The following is a 17,411-nucleotide window of genomic DNA, read 5'->3' as shown; positions in this document are numbered from 1 at the left end:
CAATGACATTTTTATATTTCAACTAATGAAAAATTTATACCAGCCCTTTACCATCTCACTTGTCCGTTGCCGGTTATTACCCATTTTTCGGTTACCAGTTTTTCTAAAGCAAATGGCCCGCGCGCATGGAGTTTTTGCGTAGAGATGCCAATCTCGGCGCCTAGGCCAAACTGCCCGCCATCGGTAAAACGGGTAGAAGCGTTATGATACACAGCTGCGGCATCTACCTCTGCCAAAAACTGATTGGCCAGTGCCTGGTTTTCTGTCAGAATAGCCTCCGAATGCCTTGATGAATGCTGTTGGATATGCGCCAGGGCTTCGTCAATGCCTTTTACGGTTTTAATAGAAATTTTATAATCTAGCCACTCTCTACCAAAATCTTCGGGTCTGGCCTCAAGCAGGTTGGTATAACCTGCCTCTTTAAGTACTGCAAATGCGGGGGCATCGGCATATACTTCTACGTTCCACTGCTTTAAATCTTCTATCAGTAAAGGTAGAAAATCACCTAGAATGTGCTCGTCAATAATGGCACAATCAAGCGAATTGCAAACAGACGGGCGCGATACCCGGGCATTGATTATTATGTTTTTGGCTTTCCCCAAATCGGCTGTTTTTTCTACATAAGTGTGTACCACACCTGCGCCGGTTTCAATTGTGGGAATCAGCGAGTTCTGGCGAACAAACTGAATGAGGGAGTCTGAACCCCGCGGAATAATAATATCTACAAAACGGGTGGCTTTGAGAAGTTCTTCAGTAAACTTACGGTCAACGGGTAGCAGCAATACCACCTCTCTGGCTAAGCCTGCTTCTTCAAGTGCCTGATGTATAAGGCTAACAAGGCATTGGTTAGAAAAACTGGCTTCTTTGCCGCCTTTCAGCACGCAGGCATTGCCCGACCGCAGACAAAGTGCGGCAACATCAACAGTAACGTTAGGCCTTGATTCATAAATAACGCCTACCACACCCATTGGTACTGCTATTTTTTTAATATTCAGGCCGTTTTCCAGCTTTTTATTAAGCATAACTTCACCAGTGGGGTCGGGTAAAAGAGCAACCTCCCTTAAAGAATCGGCAAGGCCCTGAATGCGGTTTTCGTTCAGCAGAAGGCGGTCATACTTGGGGTCTGATTTATCCATCAGGTCAAGGTCTTTTTTGTTTTCTGCCATAATGAGCTCTTTCGACTGCTCAATGCCATTGGCCAGGCTGTTCAGTAGTTGTGCTTTCTGTATTGCTGGTAAATTTCTGATACCTGCCGATGCCTGTTGTGTAGCCTGAAGAAGTGGAAGAATGCTGTTCATAAATTTCGCCCCAATGTATTGCCTTGATTCTAATTTTTCGTAAAATTACATCGCAATAATTACAAACGAAAGTATAAATACTCACAAGTAACATGCTTATTGAAAAAGACATTAACAAAATAACACAACGCGGGGCAAGCCTTGAAACCATTCAGCAACAGATAGAAAATTTCAAGAAGGGGTTTCCGTATCTGAATGTAATTAAAGCAGCCACAATTGGCGATGGCATTATCTCTCTTTCTGACTCTGAGGCCGACAAATATGCAGGTTACTTTGATTCTAGAGCCAATGAATTGAAATTATTGAAGTTTGTGCCCGCATCTGGTGCGGCTACCCGTATGTTTAAATCTTTGTTTTCGGCCAAAGATGAAGGTAAGCTGGATAAATCAGTAAATGAGTTTCTGGAACGCCTGAAAGATTTTGCCTTTTATAACAAGCTGATTGAAACCATAGGGGAGGCATCGGCCGATTATAAAACGGTGCTGGAGCATCTACTGACCAGCAAAGGACTTGATTATGGTAATTTGCCGAAGGGCCTTTTGCATTTTCATGGCTATGGACAAACCGCACGAACACCAGTAGAAGAGCATCTGGTTGAAGGTGCCAGATATGCCAACAGTAACAAAGAAGTGAGGCTCCATTTTACAGTTTCGCCAGAACACAGAAAGAAATTTGTTGAGCTGATTGACGCTGTACTGCCAAAATATGAAGCAGAACATGGTGTAAAATATAGCATCAGTTTCTCTGAGCAAAAACCGTCAACCGATACCATTGCCGTAAATATGGATAATACGCCTTTTCGCACGGCAGATGATGAGTTGTTGTTCAGACCAGCCGGGCATGGCGCTTTGCTTGAAAACCTGAATGAGCAGGAGGCCGACATTATCTTTATCAAGAACGTTGACAATGTGGTGCCAGACCGCCTTAAAAAAGAAACTATTCTCTATAAAAAAGCTTTGGCGGGTGTGTTACTGGAGTATCAGGATAAGATTTTCGGATATCTTGAGAAACTATATAACGAAGAAATAAACGACGCCCTTCTGGCCGAAATACTGGACTTTCTTGAAACTAAACTTTGTACGCTGCCTCCGGAAGGCTTCGGAGCGTATTCGTTTGATGCCAAGGCCGATTACTGTAAACGTAAACTAAATAGGCCGATACGCCTTTGTGGTATGGTGAAAAACGTTGGCGAGCCCGGGGGTGGGCCTTTCTGGGCAAAAGACCCCGACAACTCTGTGTCATTACAGGTTGTGGAATCGGCGCAGATTGATCTGGATAACCCTGAACAGAAAGAGATTTTCCAGAAAGCCACACACTTTAACCCGGTGGATCTGGTATGCTCGGTAAAAGATTATAAAGGCAATAAATTTAATCTGTTGCATTTCCGCGACCCGCAAACCGGCTTTATTACCCAGAAGTCGCAGAGTGGTAAAGATCTGAAGGCGCAAGAGTTGCCTGGCTTATGGAATGGTGCGATGTCTGACTGGAATACGCTTTTTGTTGAGGTACCTCTCATTACTTTTAACCCGGTTAAAACGGTAAACGACTTGTTAAGAAACGAGCACCAACCTGCCTGACGCACATGAACTCTATCAGGATAGATTCTCCAACTGGCATCAGGCAGGGCGAAGAAATTGATTTGAAGAAACTCAATGATTTTTTAAGCGGGGTGTTGCCGGATTTTGAACCGGTTGTAGAAATAGCGCAGTTTCCGGGTGGGTACTCAAACCTTACTTACCTGTTAAAAACGTCGGGTAACGATTATGTTTTACGCAGGCCTCCTTTTGGCGCAAAAGATATAAAAGGTGGCCACGATATGGGCCGGGAGTTTAAGATTCTTACTGCTTTGCAAAACAGCGGGTACAAAAAAATACCCCGGCCTGTTATATACGCAGAAGAAGAAAGCATAATGGGTTGCCCTTTTTATATCATGCAGCGCGTTGAGGGGGTGATTCTGAGAGCTAAAGACGCACCAAAACTAATAAACACCGTTGAGCCTGCGCTGATGCGTAAGATGTCTGAGGCTTTGTGCGATAATCTGGTTAATTTACATGCCATAGACATTGAGGCACAGCATGAGGGGTATCCGGCGCTGATAAACATTGGCAAGCCTGAAGGTTATATTCAAAGGCAGATTGATGGTTGGTATAAGCGTTATCTGGTGTCTCAAACGGATGAGATTCCGGCCATGGATAATCTGGCAGCATGGCTGAAAGCTAACATGCCAACGGAAGGGAAACCCACTTTGATACACAATGACTACAAGTATGATAACCTGGTGCTGAATGCGCATGACTGGGCCGATATACTGGCTGTGCTTGACTGGGAAATGACAACCGTAGGTGACCCGCGGATGGATTTAGGTACCACGCTGTCTTACTGGGCTGAGGCCGCCGATGGCATGTTTGAGAAAGGCTTTAACTTGTCGTGGTTGCCGGGTAATATGACCCGCCAGGAGTTTGCAGACCGCTACGCTGAAAAAAGTGGAAGAGATGTATCTAATATTCTGTACTTCTACGTATTTGGGCTTTTCAAAAACGCAGTGGTGATTCAGCAGATATATGGCCGCTACAAAAAAGGCCTTACCAAAGACGAGCGCTTTGCCGACCTTATTTTTGGTGTAAAGGCTTTGTCAAAAAAAGGTACAGTATCGGTAGATAAAGGCAAGATGCTGTAAGAACAGTATTATCATCAAGCAAAAAGGGCTACCTGATTTCAAGTAGCCCTTTTTGCTTTTATTTGTATTGCTCAATAATTCTGAATAATGCCTTCTGGGTATTCAGGTTCGGGAAAAAATCATAAACCTGAGCGTGGGCGTCATAATTAAGTGTAAGGCCGGTTTCCAGATAATGATAGGCTTCATTAAAGTTGCCGTCAAGAATGAGATAAACCGCCGCCCTGTAAAACAAATCGGCATCGTCTGGTATTTCATTGATACCATCATAAATAATTTCAAATGCCCTGCTGTATTCGTTCTGTTCAAAAAACAACAAAGACCAGCTCAGCCAGGTGTCTATGTTTTTGGGGTCTAGTTCTATGGCGTGGGTATAGGCTTCGTTGCTTGATACCAGATTTCCCATTTTTGCCTCGGTGTCTGCCAATAGTAACCAATAATCGGCATTAATTTCGTTCAGCTTAATGGCTTTTCGGGTAAAATGATAACTCTCATACCAACGCCCTAATTCATACAATGCTGAACCCAGACCAAACCAGGCTTCGTCCCAGTTTTCATCCAGATTTATTGCCTCATTATAATACTTGTATGCTTCATCAAACTGCTCCAGTTTTTCGCAGGCAATGCCCAGGTGCGTGTAAACTTCAGCCGTAGGTTTTTCATATTTAAGTACTTTCAGATAACACTCTTTGGCATCAATATGGTTTTCCATATTAATGTAAGTGTAGGCAAGATTAAACCAGCCTGAGGCAAACTTTTCGTTAATAGTAACCGAGTAGTCGTAGGCATAGGCTGCATCTGAATGATTATTGAGCCTGCCGTATACCATACCCAATGCAAACCATGCCAGGTAAGAATAAGGGTTGTTATCGATCAGTTCCTGAAAATAAGCTATGTTTTCTTCCAGTTTTTTGAGTTGTTCAAGACAAAAAACCAGTTCATAGAAAGCTATTTCTTCATTAAACTGATACTTGATTGCTTTTTTATAGAAATGCGCCGCTTCTTCAAATTTCTGCCAGTTCTGGTAGGTCTGCGCAAGCTGAAAATAGACAGATTCCGGCTCTTCTGAAATCAACAGAGCCTCTCTCAGGTACTCTACGGCTTCTTCATAACTACCCATCATATTACAGATTACACCACGCATATAGGTAATTTCGTTGTCTGAGGGGTTGAATGTCGAGGCCCTGTCGAGCACTTCCAGCGCTGCTTCAAACTGCTCGTAATTAGCATGTATCTGGGCCTGGTCTAAAAGTAGATCAAGTGAGTAGGGGTATTGTTCCAAACCCATTGAGCAGGCTTTCATGGCCATTTCCCATTGACCTGCCAGAATATAGTATTCAGATATTTGTTCAAACGTTTCCTCGTCAAAGAAGACCGTTTCTCCGCTTTTGAGCATTCCTTCAAAACGTTCGACAGTCGCTTTTACATCTGCGTCATCGAAGTTTTCGAATCTGTCGCTGAATTCGTGTTGCATGTAAGATTACCCAAAGTTTTTACGGCCCAACCATAGGACGGTAATTTTATAAAAATTTGTTCAGATAAGTCTTAATCATATATAAACGGGCTTCAAAAAAAATAAAAGTGTTTTGATTAAGCTTTTCAATGATGACAAATAGAAAAGAATAATGATTAAATATAATGTTTTTTTGTTAGAAGTCAATAGTCCGGGCCAATTTAATTTCTTTTGGTTTTTGGCCTTCCAGCTAAATTATTGAAAATCAATTTTATTAAATACACTATCGGTTCTTTAATAAAAACACAGTTACCCGCTTTAAGGTTTCGTCAAAATCAGTAAACTTGAAATGCAAGGCGTTTTGTATTTTGGTGTTTTTGTACACAAATTTCATCAGCGAATTTTTGGCTGTTTCTTTGGTTATCAGCGGAGCTTTACCTGTAAGCATAGAGCGGAAGGCTTCTAAACGCCAGATGATTTCAGTAAGAACCGGAGACACTTTTCTGGTTGGCGGTTTTTTATTAAACAAGCCGGCGGCCTTTGTAAAAAAGTCTTTATAACTCACTGTTCCACCGTTCAGAATATACCTTTCTCCGTCAATGTCAGAGTTAATGAGTTGATAAACAGCCTCTACCACATCATTTACATCAACATAGTTCAAGTTGCCTTCGCTATAGAAACGGTGTTCGTCATAAGCATATTTAAACAGCTGAGTGCTGCTTTTGCCCCAGTCGCTTTCGCCAAGAATAACCGATGGATTTACTATTACCACAGGCAGGCCTTCTGCATTAGCGCGCCATACTTCAAGCTCGGCCAGATACTTGGTTTTGGCATAATGTGAATTAATGGGCGATTCTTCCCATTTCTGGTTTTCATCTATTTCAATAGATGGGGATGTTAGCTTTAACTGCACATCTGGTTTTCCTAAGGCGGCTATAGAGCTTATGTGGCAAAGCTTTTTTACGCCGTGCATCAGGCAGGTGTTTACTACATTGGCGGTGCCTTCTACGTTTACTTTCAGCATACGGTCTTTGTCTTTGGGCGCATAAGAAACCACCGCCGCGGTGTGCACAACAAAATCTACCTTCTCTAAAGCCTGCTCTAACGATTTAATGTCCAGAATGTCGCCCTCAACAATTTTTATTTTGTCCGCTACTTCTTTCAATGAGCTCAGGTCGCTTTCTGCACGGCATAAAGCCAGTACTTCAAAATCTTCTTGGGCAAATCGTCTGGCTGTTGCACTACCCAGAAGTCCGTTTGCTCCGGTAATAAGTATGCGTTTCATATAGATATCTATTAAACTGGCCTGTATTCTATGTTTTGCAAAGGTAATAGCAAAACTGCTAAAAAAAAGCAGTGAATGGTTTTGGCAAAGGGCATGCAAACAAAAACTCCCTTATTGAACTGTAAGCCAACAAGGGAGTTTTGGGTGCTGTAAACAGAAGATTACGCTTTTGCTTCTTCAGCCGCCGGTGTGGCTTCGGTTACTTCTTCAGCCGCTGGCGCTTCAAAAACTTCAGGTAAATATTTTGAAAGAACGTTATACCAGGTGATGATTTTCTTAACATCAGACGCATAAACGCGCTCGCGATCAAAATCAGGCGCTATATCTGCAAAAAAATCAAATAGCTGGTTGTTTGAGAAATTCTTGTAGGTTTCTTCAACGGTTTCTCCATGCACCTCTCTGATTTTCAGGAAAATATCAGAAAGTGGTATTGACTTATTGTGGTCTTCGGTATAGATTGAAATATCTTTTAAAACAGAAACCCGTGCATTGGCGCTTGCCATTTCACGCTGTTTTTTGTCATCTAGGGTTTCTACAATTACGCCATTACGGCCTGGCTTTAAAATTTTGTACAATCCGCTTTTTCCCGATATATGGGCAATGTCTCTAAGTAATTCCATTGGATGTTAAGCTTTTTTAAGGCTAAGCCTCAAATTGTTTGAGTAATTGAATAAAAAATTCAGTAAATAGCCGGAGTCAGACAACCAACGGCTAATGCGGCTGCAAAATTATAAATTATTTTTTAAATGCCTGATTTAACTCTTCTATTGCTTTCAATAATTCTTCACGGCCTGTTTTTCTTTCTGACGAGGTTACGAAGTACGGAGGAACCTTGCTCCAGGTCATTAACATTGTTTTTTTGAATAAGTCAATGTTTTGCTCGGCTGTAACTTTGCCCACTTTATCGGCCTTGGTAAATATGATATAAAACGGGATGTCCTTCTCGCCCAGCGCATCAATAAAGTTCAGGTCAACGGTTTGTGGTTCAATTCTGATGTCAATCAGTACAAATACGCACATCAGGTTTTCGCGGTAGGCCAGGTAGTCCCAAATCATTTTATCCCATTTGTCGCGTTCGGCTTTTGGGGCCTTTGCAAAACCATAGCCGGGTAAGTCAACAAGAAACCATGCATTATTAACCATAAAATGGTTGATAAGCTGGGTTTTGCCGGGTGTCTGCGAGGTCTTAGCCAGATTTTTGGTTGCCGTAAGCATATTAATCAATGAAGATTTACCTACATTTGACCGGCCGATAAATGCGTATTCGGGCAGTAAAGGTTTGGGGCTCTTACGGTAGTCGGAGGCACTCTGTACAAATTTGGCTTCTGTTTGCTTCATAACATTTCTCTGTTGGCCAATACAAATTATTGACTTGGGTATCTCATTCTTTTAAACAAAGAAGAGAGAACAAAGCACAAAGGTAGTACTTTTTTCTCTCTTCTTCTGGTTTGTAAGCCTTGCTTTACGGGCAACGGTTACTTTATCTCCATTTCAAATGGTATTCTGGCCTGTAGTTTATCCATGCTTTGTAAGGTTTTTACCTGTTTTGCCAATGGCGCCAGTGTACCCAGATATGCCCTTAGTTTTTCTTCTTCTCTTTCCTTGCCGAATTTCTCCATAAAGGCCTCAATTCCGGTCTTCTGTATCGGGTAGTATTTCACCCGGTAGTCTCCTTCTTTTAATTTTGCTTTTTTAGCTGCAATACTGATGGCAACATCCATCCCTCCTAAAACATCAACCAGACCATTTTCTTTGGCTTGTTTGCCTGTCCAGACCCTTCCACCTGCCAGAGATTTCAATTTCTCAATGCTCATGTGGCGGCCTTTGGCTGCTTTTGATGTAAACTCTTCGTACCCGCGGTTAACACTGTTCTGAATCATCATTTTTTCGGCATCGCTCATGGTGCGGGTCGCTGAAGGAAAATCTGAATATTGGTGTGTACCCACGCCGTCAAAAGTAATGCCCAGTTTCTGGTTCATCAGGGTTTCAACATTGAAAAGCATACCAAATATACCAATAGACCCGGTTATGGTTGTAGGGCGTGCCACAATGGTATCGCAAGGCATAGCCATGTAGTAACCGCCGGAAGCGGCGTAGTCGCCCATTGAGGCAATAACCGGTTTTACTTTTTTGGTCAATTCTATTTCTCTCCACATGATGTCAGACGCCAGCGAACTACCACCACCCGAGTTGATTCTGATTACGACGGCTTTCACCTTGTTATCTTTACGGGCTTTTTGCAATTCTTTAATGATTTTGTCTGAACCAATAGAGCCATCTTCGCCTTCTCCGGTTACAATATCTCCTTCTCCTACAATTACGGCAATTCTGTTTGACAGGCTTCCTTCCTTAACAAACTTCTCGGCTTTCAGATATTTATGAATACTGATGTAAGATATTTTCTTGTCATTTTCTTCTCCGGCAGCTTTTCTCAATGCCTGTTCAAATTCGTCCCAGTAGCCTGTGTTGGTTATTAGTTTGTATTTTACGGCATCAGACGGTTCCTGAATCAATGCGTTGTTAAGAATATTGTTCAGTTCTTCCATAGGGATTTTTCGAGATTCCGAGATGTCTCCATAGAAGCGCGCGGCTATGTCGTTTATAAAAGATTGTGTCTGCTCGCGGTTGGCATCACTCATATTGGTTCTGATGAAAGGCTCAACGGCACTTTTATACTCACCAACTCTGAAAATCTCGGGCTTCACGCCTATTTTTTCAAAAAGGCCTTTCATAAAAGTATATTTGGCGCTTAGTCCGTTAAAATCCAGGCCGCCACTTGGGTTAAGGTAGCTTTTGTCGGCCACGCTTGATAAATAGACAGCGCCTTCAGACATCACTTCGGCATAAGAGTAAATAAACTTTCCTGATTTCCGGAAGTCAACCAAATACCCTCTGATTTCCTCAAGCGTAGCAAAACCGGCTGTAGGGTACTCTGCATGCAGGTAAATGCCCTTGATGTTCGGGTCTAGTTTGGCGTTCGCAATAGCTTCTTTTATTTGAGGTAAACCTACCTGCCCGGGGCCTCTGCCACCAGAAAGAAGCTCGGTGAAGGGGTCCTCCTGAGGTGTGTTCTCTCGGATTATCTGATTAAGGTCTAATTTTAGAACGGAGTTTTTTGATACAAATGTTTTTTCGTCAGAACTAGACATCAATGAGCCAATACCCACCAGTATAAAGAAACAAACTACAAAAAACAAAAGCAGCCCAACGATTGTCGCAAAGACGTATTTCAGGAATTGTAACATAATTTTTTAAAACGGTATAGTTAATTTAGTGTTTTCATGTATAAGAATTACTTTTTCAAGACCTCAGGGTAGCTGTTTAGTTGCGGTTTAGCTCCGGATAGTTTTTCAAAAATAATTATTAATTGCAAAAATATATGTTGCCACATTAATAAGTACAGATATTTTGATAAATGGCAGAAGTATTAGCTAAGAGGAAATTTGAAAGGATAAAAAAAGGCACCTGTAAAACTCAGTTGACAGGTGCCGGATTTTTAGTTTGTGACAACGGTGTTTGACACCGGCAGAAACTGCCTGATGGCTCCTATGCCACCCTCAACATTTATGACGTTATCGAAACCCCTTGATTTTAAGATTGAACTGGCAATCATAGACCGGTAACCACCTGCGCAGTGTATGTAGTTGGTCTGGTCTTTAGAAAACTCGGCCATGTTTTCGCTGATGTAAGCCAGCGGAATATTCGTTGCACCGGCTAAAAACCCGGTCTCAAACTCAGTAGCCTTGCGTACATCTTTTACCAGTTTATTGCCGTTTTTATATTCTTCGGCAAATTGCTCTGCCGAAATAGAAACAATACTATCAGTTTCTTTGCCCGCTGCCTGCCAGGCTTCTATGCCGCCTTTCAGGTAGCCAATAATGTTATCATAACCAACTCTTGATAAGCGCGTAATTACCTCTTGTTCGGTGCCGTCGTTGGCTAAAAAAAGTATCGGCTGATTAATATCGGTTATCAGCGTGCCAACCCAGGGTGCAAAGTCGCCTTTCAGGCCAATATTGATACTGTTGGGGACAAAGGCATCTTTAAAGTACTCTGGCTGGCGGGTGTCTATAATTACCGCACCGGTTTCGTTGGCTGCTGCCTCAAAAGCCTCTGGCGACAATGGTTGCATGCCGGTCTGCATTACGGCTTCCAGGCTTGCTGACCCTGCTTTGTTTAGCTGCACATTTTTAGGGAAATAATAAGGCGGAGGCGTTAAACCATCTGTTACGGCATTGATGAACGCTTCTTTGGTTTGTTGCTGCAAAGCGTAGTTTACCTGTTTCTGATTGCCGAGGGTGTCGTAGGTTTCTTTGCTCATGTTTTTGCCGCATGCCGAGCCTGCACCGTGCGCCGGATACACTATCAGGTGGTTGGGCAGGGGCATAATCTTTTCACGCAGCGAATCATATAAATAACCTGCCAGGTCTTCAACCGTCAGGTCCGACTTCTGGGCCAGGTCTGGTCTGCCCACGTCGCCTATAAAAAGGGTATCGCCGGTAAAAATGCAGTATTCTTTTCCTTGTTCGTCAAACAACAGATAACAGGAAGACTCCATGGTGTGCCCCGGTGTATGCAGCACTTTTATTTTTATTTTGCCCAATTGAAACGTTTGTCCGTCGGTGGCAATGATACTTTCAAAAGCAGTATTGGCATTGGGGCCATAAATAATGGGCGCCTGTGTTTTTTGCGAAAGCTCCAGATGCCCCGATACGAAATCGGCATGAAAATGGGTTTCAAATATGTATTTTATGGTGGCTCCGTCTTTACGGGCTTTGTTGAGGTAGGTGTTTACTTCACGCAGCGGGTCTATAATGGCAGCTTCTCCGTCTGATTCAATATAATAGGCACCCTGAGCCAGGCAGCCCGTATAGATTTGTTCGACTTTCATGCTTTTGTTGATGTGTTCTGTTTGCTTTTGTCAACGTGAATTTATAAAAAATTGTTCATCTGACATTCATCAGGTGCCGAATCAACAAGATTCTTCAGCAGCTCTGGCAAAAAAAACTAGCCCCACGCAAAGCGCAGGGCCAACCAAAACTATTGATTAATGATTGAGATGGCAATCGGCTAAACCATTTTGCCAAGCACGTCGGCAATTTTGCGGTCGTTGGATAAACGAGGGACTTTATTCTGCCCACCCAGTTTACCTTGAGAACGCATATAGGTAATAAAGGCATCGCGTTTCAGCGGTGTAATAACCAGGCGCTGAAGAATGCTTCCGGTTATGAGGTCGTCGTAATAAACATTCAGTTCGGTCATTCGTTTGTCGAGGTCTTCGGCAAACTGAGCTGTGTTTTTTGGCGGTGTGGCAAATTCAATAAGCCATTCATGGTAAGGCAAACCCTCTGCCGGGCTTACCATTGGCGCTACTGTAAACTCAATCAGTTCTACTTCCGGATGGCGTTCGCAGGCAAACTTCATTGCTTTTTCTACTTCTTCCCCAATCACGTGTTCGCCAAAGGCTGAAATAAAATGCTTGATACGGCCAGATACTATTACTTTATAAGGGTCAAGGGATACGAACTTTACAGTGTCGCCGATAGAGTAACCCCATAAGCCTGCATTATTGTTTATTACGAGCGCGTAGTTCTTACCCAGTTCAACCTGCTCAATGCTCAGGCGGGTTGGTTTTTCGTTGAAATATTCGTCAATAGGTATAAATTCATAGAAAATGCCGGTGTCTAACAGCAGCAGCATGCCCGGGTCGCCCTGTTTATCCTGATAGGCAAAGAATCCCTCAGAAGCCGGAAAAAGCTCTACCGAATCAATTTTTTTGCCGATAGACTCATACAGTTTAGCGCGGTAGGGTTCAAAATTAACACCGCCATAAACGAACAATTCAAAATTAGGGAAAACATCTTTTATCTTTTTGCCCGTACGAGCCTGAATGCGGTCGAAGTACATCTGTACCCAGGGCGGAATACCCGATATGAGGCTCATGGGCTGATTGATGGTTTCATCAATTATTTTCTCCAGTTTTTCTTCCCAGTCTTCAATGCAATTGGTTTCAAAAGACGGCATCCGGTTGCTTTGCAGATAAGCAGGTACGTGATGGGTAGAGATTCCGGACAGACGGCCTATATGTATGCCGTTTTTTTCTTTCAGCTCCGGGCTACCAGATAAAAAGATAAGCTTGTGGTCCAGAAACTGCGATTTACCTGTCTCATGAATATAATTGAGCAAAGCGTTTTTGGCCGAGTTAATATGATTATGGATAGAGTCTTTTGAAATAGGGATATATTTGGTGCCAGAGGTAGTACCAGAGGTTTTAGCGAAGTAGAGAGGTTTACCCGGCCAGAGAACATCTTCACGGCCGTCGAGAATCAGATTAACATAATCTTTTATGTCTTCGTAGTCTCTTACAGCAACCGCCTGCTTGAAATCGTCATAAGACCTGATATCCTTAAAATAATGGTCTTTGCCAAAGGCGGTATCGGTTGCTTTTTCAACCAGCGTTTTTCTCCATCCGGCCTGTACTTCAGCCGAACGGGCCATCCATTTTTTTTGCCGGGCAACAACATAAGCTGCCAGCGGTTTGCTTAAAATTGACCGTATTCCCATAATGTGGCAAATATAGGAGTTTAGAATAAATATTGTTCACAGGTCGTTATTAGTTTGGTAAGTTTTAATACTGCATTGCTTGCCAGTACATAAAAAAGAAGGTAAAAGCGCCGTAGAAACGATTAAGCGGCGCCATGCCAACATACTGCGAAAATTAAGGGCCTAAACTTAAGGAAAATAAAAAAACGGCGGGGTTCTATGCCCTGCAAAGTATTTATATTATTCGGCCAATTAAAAAGTAAAAAATTTATTTTTCACAGAAGTTTGCAAATAATAATTGTAAATTTGCGGGCAAATTTAAAAAACTTATTAACTCATAAAGCTCAATATGGCTGGATTGTTTAATTTTCTCACGAGTGACATCGCGATTGATCTGGGTACGGCAAATACCCTTATTATCTACAAAGACCAGATAGTTGTAGATGAACCCTCAATTATTGCTTTAGACAAGATTACCGGAAAAGTGTTGGCCATTGGTCATAAAGCAATGCAAATGCATGAAAAAACGAACGAAAATATAAAAACTATCCGTCCGTTAAAAGATGGTGTAATTGCTGACTTTACCGCCGCCGAATTGATGATTCGGGGAATGATAAAAATGATTGAAACCGGTCGTAACTGGTTTTTTTCACCGTCGCACCGCATGGTGGTTTGTATTCCGTCAGGCATTACTGAGGTTGAAAAACGTGCGGTAAAAGATTCATGCGAGCACGCCGGAGCCAAAGAGGTTTACATGGTGCACGAGCCCATTGCAGCAGCTATTGGTATTGGCATTGATATAGAACAGCCCAATGGCTCAATGATTGCCGATATTGGTGGTGGTACTACCGAAATTGCAGTAATAGCGCTTTCGGGTATTGTGTGTGAGGCGTCTATCCGTATTGCGGGTGATTTATTTACGAGAGATATTGTTGATTACATGCGCCGCGAGCATAACCTTTTGATTGGTGAGCGTTCGGCAGAATTTATTAAAATTCAGGTAGGAGCAGCTTTGCCAGACCTGGATAATCCGCCGGCTGATATCGAAATCCGTGGCCGTGACCTGATGACGGGTATTCCGAAGGAAATTAAAGTAACTTACAGCGAGATTGCCTATGCCCTTGACAAATCAATTTCTAAAATTGAAGAGGCTATCATGCGTGCATTAGAGATGTCTCCACCAGAGCTTTCTGCAGATATTTACGAAAACGGCATCTACCTTACCGGTGGTGGCGCCTTGTTGCATGGTTTAGACAAGCGTCTGGCTATAAAAACAAAATTACCTATCCATGTGGCCGACGACCCGCTTCGTGCTGTGGTGCGCGGTACCGGAGAAGTGTTGAAAAATATTGAAAAATACAGAGCCGTTATTGTTCAGTAGATTTAGTAATCTTCAAACTATAAGCTACGGGTTGTATTACTCGTAGCTTATAGTTTTAATTTATAAAGACTTATGTCGCAACTCTTCCGTCTGATATATCGGATACGAAATTTCCTGTTGTTTGTGATTTTAGAAATGCTGAGTTTCTGGCTGATAGTGAAGAACGATTATTACTGGGATGTCTCATTCTTTAATACCTCAAACTACTACGCTGCCAAAACCCTGGAGGTATCAAACTATGTGAAGAGTTATATGAACCTCGGTAATGTAAACGAGCAGCTGGTAACCGAAAATGCCGAGCTGAAGCGCGCCATGATTGCCATGCAGGAATTAAAAGGCCGCGAGGGAGACTATTACAAGGTAGATTCGGCCTATGCTACCCGGTTTGAATTTAAGGTTGCCAAAGTTGTTAATAATACGGTTAACTTGTCTAAAAACTACCTTACTATTAACAAGGGCAAGCTAGACGGCATTGAACCCGGTATGGGCGTTATTTGTCCGCAAGGTGTGGTTGGGCAGGTTATGCAATGTTCAGACCACTTCTCGCGGGTGTATTCAATTCTGCATTCAGAATTTAATGTGTCAAGCGAGGTAAGAAGCGAAGCCCTGCGCGCCAAAAACGAAAAAGCTTTAGGTATTGCAAAATGGGAAGGGCTGGATCCCCGGTCTATTGAGCTGACAACTATCGGGCGATTCAAGCCTATCAAGAAAGGTGACTCCGTGATGACATCTGAACAGAACGTGATTTTCCCTTCAGGAACCATGGTGGGTAGAATCAGTAAAATAGGCACAAAGCAAGATGAAGCATTTTTTGATATTGAGGTAGAGCTGGCAACTGATTTTCAGAACATATCGTACGTGTATGTAGTGAATAACAAGTTGAAAAAAGAGCAGGAAAAACTCGAAGAATCGACCAGACCCGAAGTTAAAAAATAATATTGCAGACCAGCCATACAGCGGGTACCCGTTGTGCATTGTATCAATTATACGCAAGACTTTAAATGAACTCCCAGACCGTCATAAAGTTAATAGTAACCTTTTTCATTTACCTCATCTTACAGATAGTGGTGCTCCGCAATTTTGTATTTTTTGATGTGGCCTTCTGTTTTGTATATGTTGCCTGTATACTATTGTTGCCTTATGAGATTCCGACCCTCTGGGTTATTCTGATAAGTTTTCTTACCGGTTTGCTGGTTGATATTTTCTATAATACAGCCGGGGTGCATGCAGCTGCAAGCGTGCTGGTAGGGTATAGCCGCGGCAGCATTGTTAAGTTTTTGCTTCCAACCAAAGGCATTGATAACGAGATAGTTATTTCATTGAAAGACATGGGAGCAGAGCGATTTGTGAGATATATTTTCATACTTACCCTTATACATCACACGGCTCTGTTTTTTATAGAAGCGGGCGGGTTTACGTTTTTTCTTATTACCATTCTCAAGGTAATCAGTAGTGTTGTGTTTACTTCATTTATGATTATTATTCTGCAGTACGTTAGAGGAAACTGACAGGCCATTAAAAACGATTTTTTTAATCGTATAAAAAGTAATTGTAAAACTTATTTATTGGGTTTTAAAAATGCGTTTTCAGCTATATATTCTTGCCATTCTATTTTCTGTTTTCAGTTTTTCTTGTCAACAAAAATCTACTGATGCTTCTTCGTCAGAACCATCAGTAGACAGCGCTGCTATCCGAAAGAGAGAAGCACGTATCAGAAAAGACATCAAAGCCGATATAAAAGCCGGGCTGATTGAAGAAGTAATGAAAAAGAAACAGGCACAGGGCTTTAACGGAACCGTACTGGTTGCACAGAAAGGCATTATCGTGTACCAAAACGCTTATGGCTACGCCAATTTTAAAGACACCGTCCGAAATACCCTGCAATCTAAATTTCAGCTGGCCTCACTATCCAAAACATTTACGGCTGTAGCTGTAATGAAACTGAGCGAGCAAGGCAAACTGGGGCTTGACAACACAGTTAAAGACTATTACCCCGATTTCCCCTATGAGGGTGTAACCATCAGAAGTCTGCTATGCCACCGCTCAGGTTTACCTTATTATCAGTATACTTTTGATAAGGTTGTAAGAGGCGACAAAATTTACCCAACCAACCAGGAAATGATGAAGTGGTTTGCTACTACTAAACCTACTCCGGCAATTTTTAACCTGCCCGATCATTTCTTTAGTTACAACAATACCAATTTTGCCATTTTAGCGGCACTGGTAGAGAAAGTAACAGGTATGGGCTTTGACCAATACATGCGCCAGAACATTTTTGTGCCGCTGGGCATGAAAGATTCTTTCATTGCTACCTCTAAAAATGACTCGCTTAATATCAACCGTACCTATGGGTACCAGTTCGGGCAAAGGCTACCAAAAGATTATTATGACGATATAACCGGCGACAAAGGCGTGTTTTCAACCGCCGGTGATTTGCTGAAATGGTATAATGCTTTAAGAGATAACAGGATTATATCGAAGGAATCGTTGAAAGAAATGATTCTGCCAAGGAGTTTTGAATACCCGGGTTTGCGCAATTATGGCTACGGATTCAGACTATGGGTGAATGCCAAACAACAAACCGACTACGTGTACCACACCGGCTGGTGGAAAGGCTACAATACCATTATGTTTTTTGATCTGCGTGAGGATTTCGTGATTATACTGCTGAGCAATCGCTACAATCGTTCGGTGTACAATATAAAAGAGATTGTTGATATTATGAATGAAGGTAAGAAGTCAACAGTTGAAGAAAATATCCTGGATGAATAAGAACT

Annotated in this window: 14 protein-coding genes; 6 read left to right on the top strand and 8 right to left on the bottom strand. The window is 42.3% G+C overall.

The features are described from left to right. Nucleotides 1-47 precede the first annotated feature (47 nt). The gene (locus MB380_RS18080) at nt 48-1,298 is read right to left on the bottom strand and encodes a glutamate-5-semialdehyde dehydrogenase (RefSeq protein ID WP_253529405.1); all 1,251 of its coding nucleotides are present in this window, start codon (nt 1,296-1,298) and stop codon (nt 48-50) included. 92 nt (nt 1,299-1,390) lie between these two features. On the opposite strand from MB380_RS18080, the gene MB380_RS18075 reads away from it, so the two are divergent. Together MB380_RS18075 and MB380_RS18070 are read left to right on the top strand one after the other, a co-directional pair. Next, nucleotides 1,391-2,875, top strand: a complete 1,485-nt coding sequence (locus tag MB380_RS18075; protein ID WP_253529394.1) for a DUF4301 family protein — start codon at nt 1,391-1,393, stop codon at nt 2,873-2,875. A gap of 5 nt (nt 2,876-2,880) precedes the next feature. Next, nucleotides 2,881-3,975, top strand: a complete 1,095-nt coding sequence (locus MB380_RS18070) for a phosphotransferase family protein (RefSeq protein ID WP_253529391.1) — start codon at nt 2,881-2,883, stop codon at nt 3,973-3,975. Between the two features lie 58 nt (nt 3,976-4,033). Here MB380_RS18070 and MB380_RS18065 read toward each other — a convergent pair whose 3' ends face one another. The 7 genes from MB380_RS18065 to MB380_RS18035 form a co-directional block, all read right to left on the bottom strand. Further along, nucleotides 4,034-5,446: a tetratricopeptide repeat protein gene (locus tag MB380_RS18065; protein ID WP_101728075.1), complete on the bottom strand. Its 1,413-nt coding sequence runs from the start codon at nt 5,444-5,446 to the stop codon at nt 4,034-4,036. Nucleotides 5,447-5,708: 262 nt separating this feature from the next. After that, nucleotides 5,709-6,710 (bottom strand): SDR family NAD(P)-dependent oxidoreductase, encoded by a 1,002-nt coding sequence (locus MB380_RS18060; RefSeq protein ID WP_253529388.1) that lies wholly within the window; start codon nt 6,708-6,710, stop codon nt 5,709-5,711. A gap of 161 nt (nt 6,711-6,871) precedes the next feature. Continuing rightward, a complete protein-coding gene (locus tag MB380_RS18055; RefSeq protein ID WP_253529385.1) occupies nt 6,872-7,330 on the bottom strand; it encodes a DUF5606 domain-containing protein in 459 nt (152 codons plus the stop codon). A 115-nt stretch (nt 7,331-7,445) separates the two neighbouring features. Then, entirely contained in the window at nt 7,446-8,048 is a 603-nt protein-coding gene (gene yihA, locus MB380_RS18050; RefSeq protein ID WP_253529382.1) for a ribosome biogenesis GTP-binding protein YihA/YsxC, read from the bottom strand. Between the two features lie 137 nt (nt 8,049-8,185). Then, nucleotides 8,186-9,955, bottom strand: coding sequence for a signal peptide peptidase SppA (sppA, locus tag MB380_RS18045; RefSeq protein WP_253529379.1), 1,770 nt, complete (start codon nt 9,953-9,955; stop codon nt 8,186-8,188). Between the two features lie 251 nt (nt 9,956-10,206). Then, on the bottom strand, nt 10,207-11,601 hold the full coding sequence (locus tag MB380_RS18040) for a rhodanese-like domain-containing protein (RefSeq protein ID WP_253529376.1): 1,395 nt from the start codon (nt 11,599-11,601) through the stop codon (nt 10,207-10,209). Between the two features lie 179 nt (nt 11,602-11,780). Continuing rightward, nucleotides 11,781-13,274 carry a GH3 auxin-responsive promoter family protein gene (locus MB380_RS18035; protein ID WP_253529373.1) on the bottom strand — a complete coding sequence of 498 codons (1,494 nt, stop codon included), beginning with the start codon at nt 13,272-13,274 and terminating at the stop codon, nt 11,781-11,783. A 328-nt stretch (nt 13,275-13,602) separates the two neighbouring features. Here MB380_RS18035 and MB380_RS18030 point away from each other — a divergent pair, with 328 nt between their 5' ends. The 4 genes from MB380_RS18030 to MB380_RS18015 all read left to right on the top strand — a co-directional run bounded on the left by MB380_RS18030 (nt 13,603) and on the right by MB380_RS18015 (nt 17,406). After that, nucleotides 13,603-14,634 (top strand): rod shape-determining protein, encoded by a 1,032-nt coding sequence (locus MB380_RS18030; RefSeq protein WP_101728069.1) that lies wholly within the window; start codon nt 13,603-13,605, stop codon nt 14,632-14,634. Nucleotides 14,635-14,706: 72 nt separating this feature from the next. Then, nucleotides 14,707-15,570, top strand: a complete 864-nt coding sequence (mreC, locus tag MB380_RS18025) for a rod shape-determining protein MreC (RefSeq protein ID WP_253529370.1) — start codon at nt 14,707-14,709, stop codon at nt 15,568-15,570. A gap of 65 nt (nt 15,571-15,635) precedes the next feature. Continuing rightward, the gene (locus tag MB380_RS18020) at nt 15,636-16,142 is read left to right on the top strand and encodes a hypothetical protein (protein ID WP_253529367.1); all 507 of its coding nucleotides are present in this window, start codon (nt 15,636-15,638) and stop codon (nt 16,140-16,142) included. A gap of 70 nt (nt 16,143-16,212) precedes the next feature. Beyond that, nucleotides 16,213-17,406, top strand: a complete 1,194-nt coding sequence (locus MB380_RS18015; RefSeq protein WP_253529364.1) for a serine hydrolase — start codon at nt 16,213-16,215, stop codon at nt 17,404-17,406. Nucleotides 17,407-17,411 lie beyond the last annotated feature (5 nt).

Source organism: Emticicia sp. 21SJ11W-3, from assembly GCF_024138715.1.
Taxonomy (GTDB): Bacteria; Bacteroidota; Bacteroidia; order Cytophagales; family Spirosomataceae; genus Emticicia; species Emticicia fluvialis.
This window is presented reverse-complemented; position numbering and strand designations above follow the sequence as displayed.

Coding starts and splice junctions, on each gene's coding strand:
- MB380_RS18080 (WP_253529405.1), bottom strand. CDS start 1,298: ATGAACAGCATTCTTCCACTTCTTCAGGCTACACAACAGGCATCGGCA.
- MB380_RS18075 (WP_253529394.1), top strand. CDS start 1,391: ATGCTTATTGAAAAAGACATTAACAAAATAACACAACGCGGGGCAAGC.
- MB380_RS18070 (WP_253529391.1), top strand. CDS start 2,881: ATGAACTCTATCAGGATAGATTCTCCAACTGGCATCAGGCAGGGCGAA.
- MB380_RS18065 (WP_101728075.1), bottom strand. CDS start 5,446: ATGCAACACGAATTCAGCGACAGATTCGAAAACTTCGATGACGCAGAT.
- MB380_RS18060 (WP_253529388.1), bottom strand. CDS start 6,710: ATGAAACGCATACTTATTACCGGAGCAAACGGACTTCTGGGTAGTGCA.
- MB380_RS18055 (WP_253529385.1), bottom strand. CDS start 7,330: ATGGAATTACTTAGAGACATTGCCCATATATCGGGAAAAAGCGGATTG.
- yihA (WP_253529382.1), bottom strand. CDS start 8,048: ATGAAGCAAACAGAAGCCAAATTTGTACAGAGTGCCTCCGACTACCGT.
- sppA (WP_253529379.1), bottom strand. CDS start 9,955: ATGTTACAATTCCTGAAATACGTCTTTGCGACAATCGTTGGGCTGCTT.
- MB380_RS18040 (WP_253529376.1), bottom strand. CDS start 11,601: ATGAAAGTCGAACAAATCTATACGGGCTGCCTGGCTCAGGGTGCCTAT.
- MB380_RS18035 (WP_253529373.1), bottom strand. CDS start 13,274: ATGGGAATACGGTCAATTTTAAGCAAACCGCTGGCAGCTTATGTTGTT.
- MB380_RS18030 (WP_101728069.1), top strand. CDS start 13,603: ATGGCTGGATTGTTTAATTTTCTCACGAGTGACATCGCGATTGATCTG.
- mreC (WP_253529370.1), top strand. CDS start 14,707: ATGTCGCAACTCTTCCGTCTGATATATCGGATACGAAATTTCCTGTTG.
- MB380_RS18020 (WP_253529367.1), top strand. CDS start 15,636: ATGAACTCCCAGACCGTCATAAAGTTAATAGTAACCTTTTTCATTTAC.
- MB380_RS18015 (WP_253529364.1), top strand. CDS start 16,213: ATGCGTTTTCAGCTATATATTCTTGCCATTCTATTTTCTGTTTTCAGT.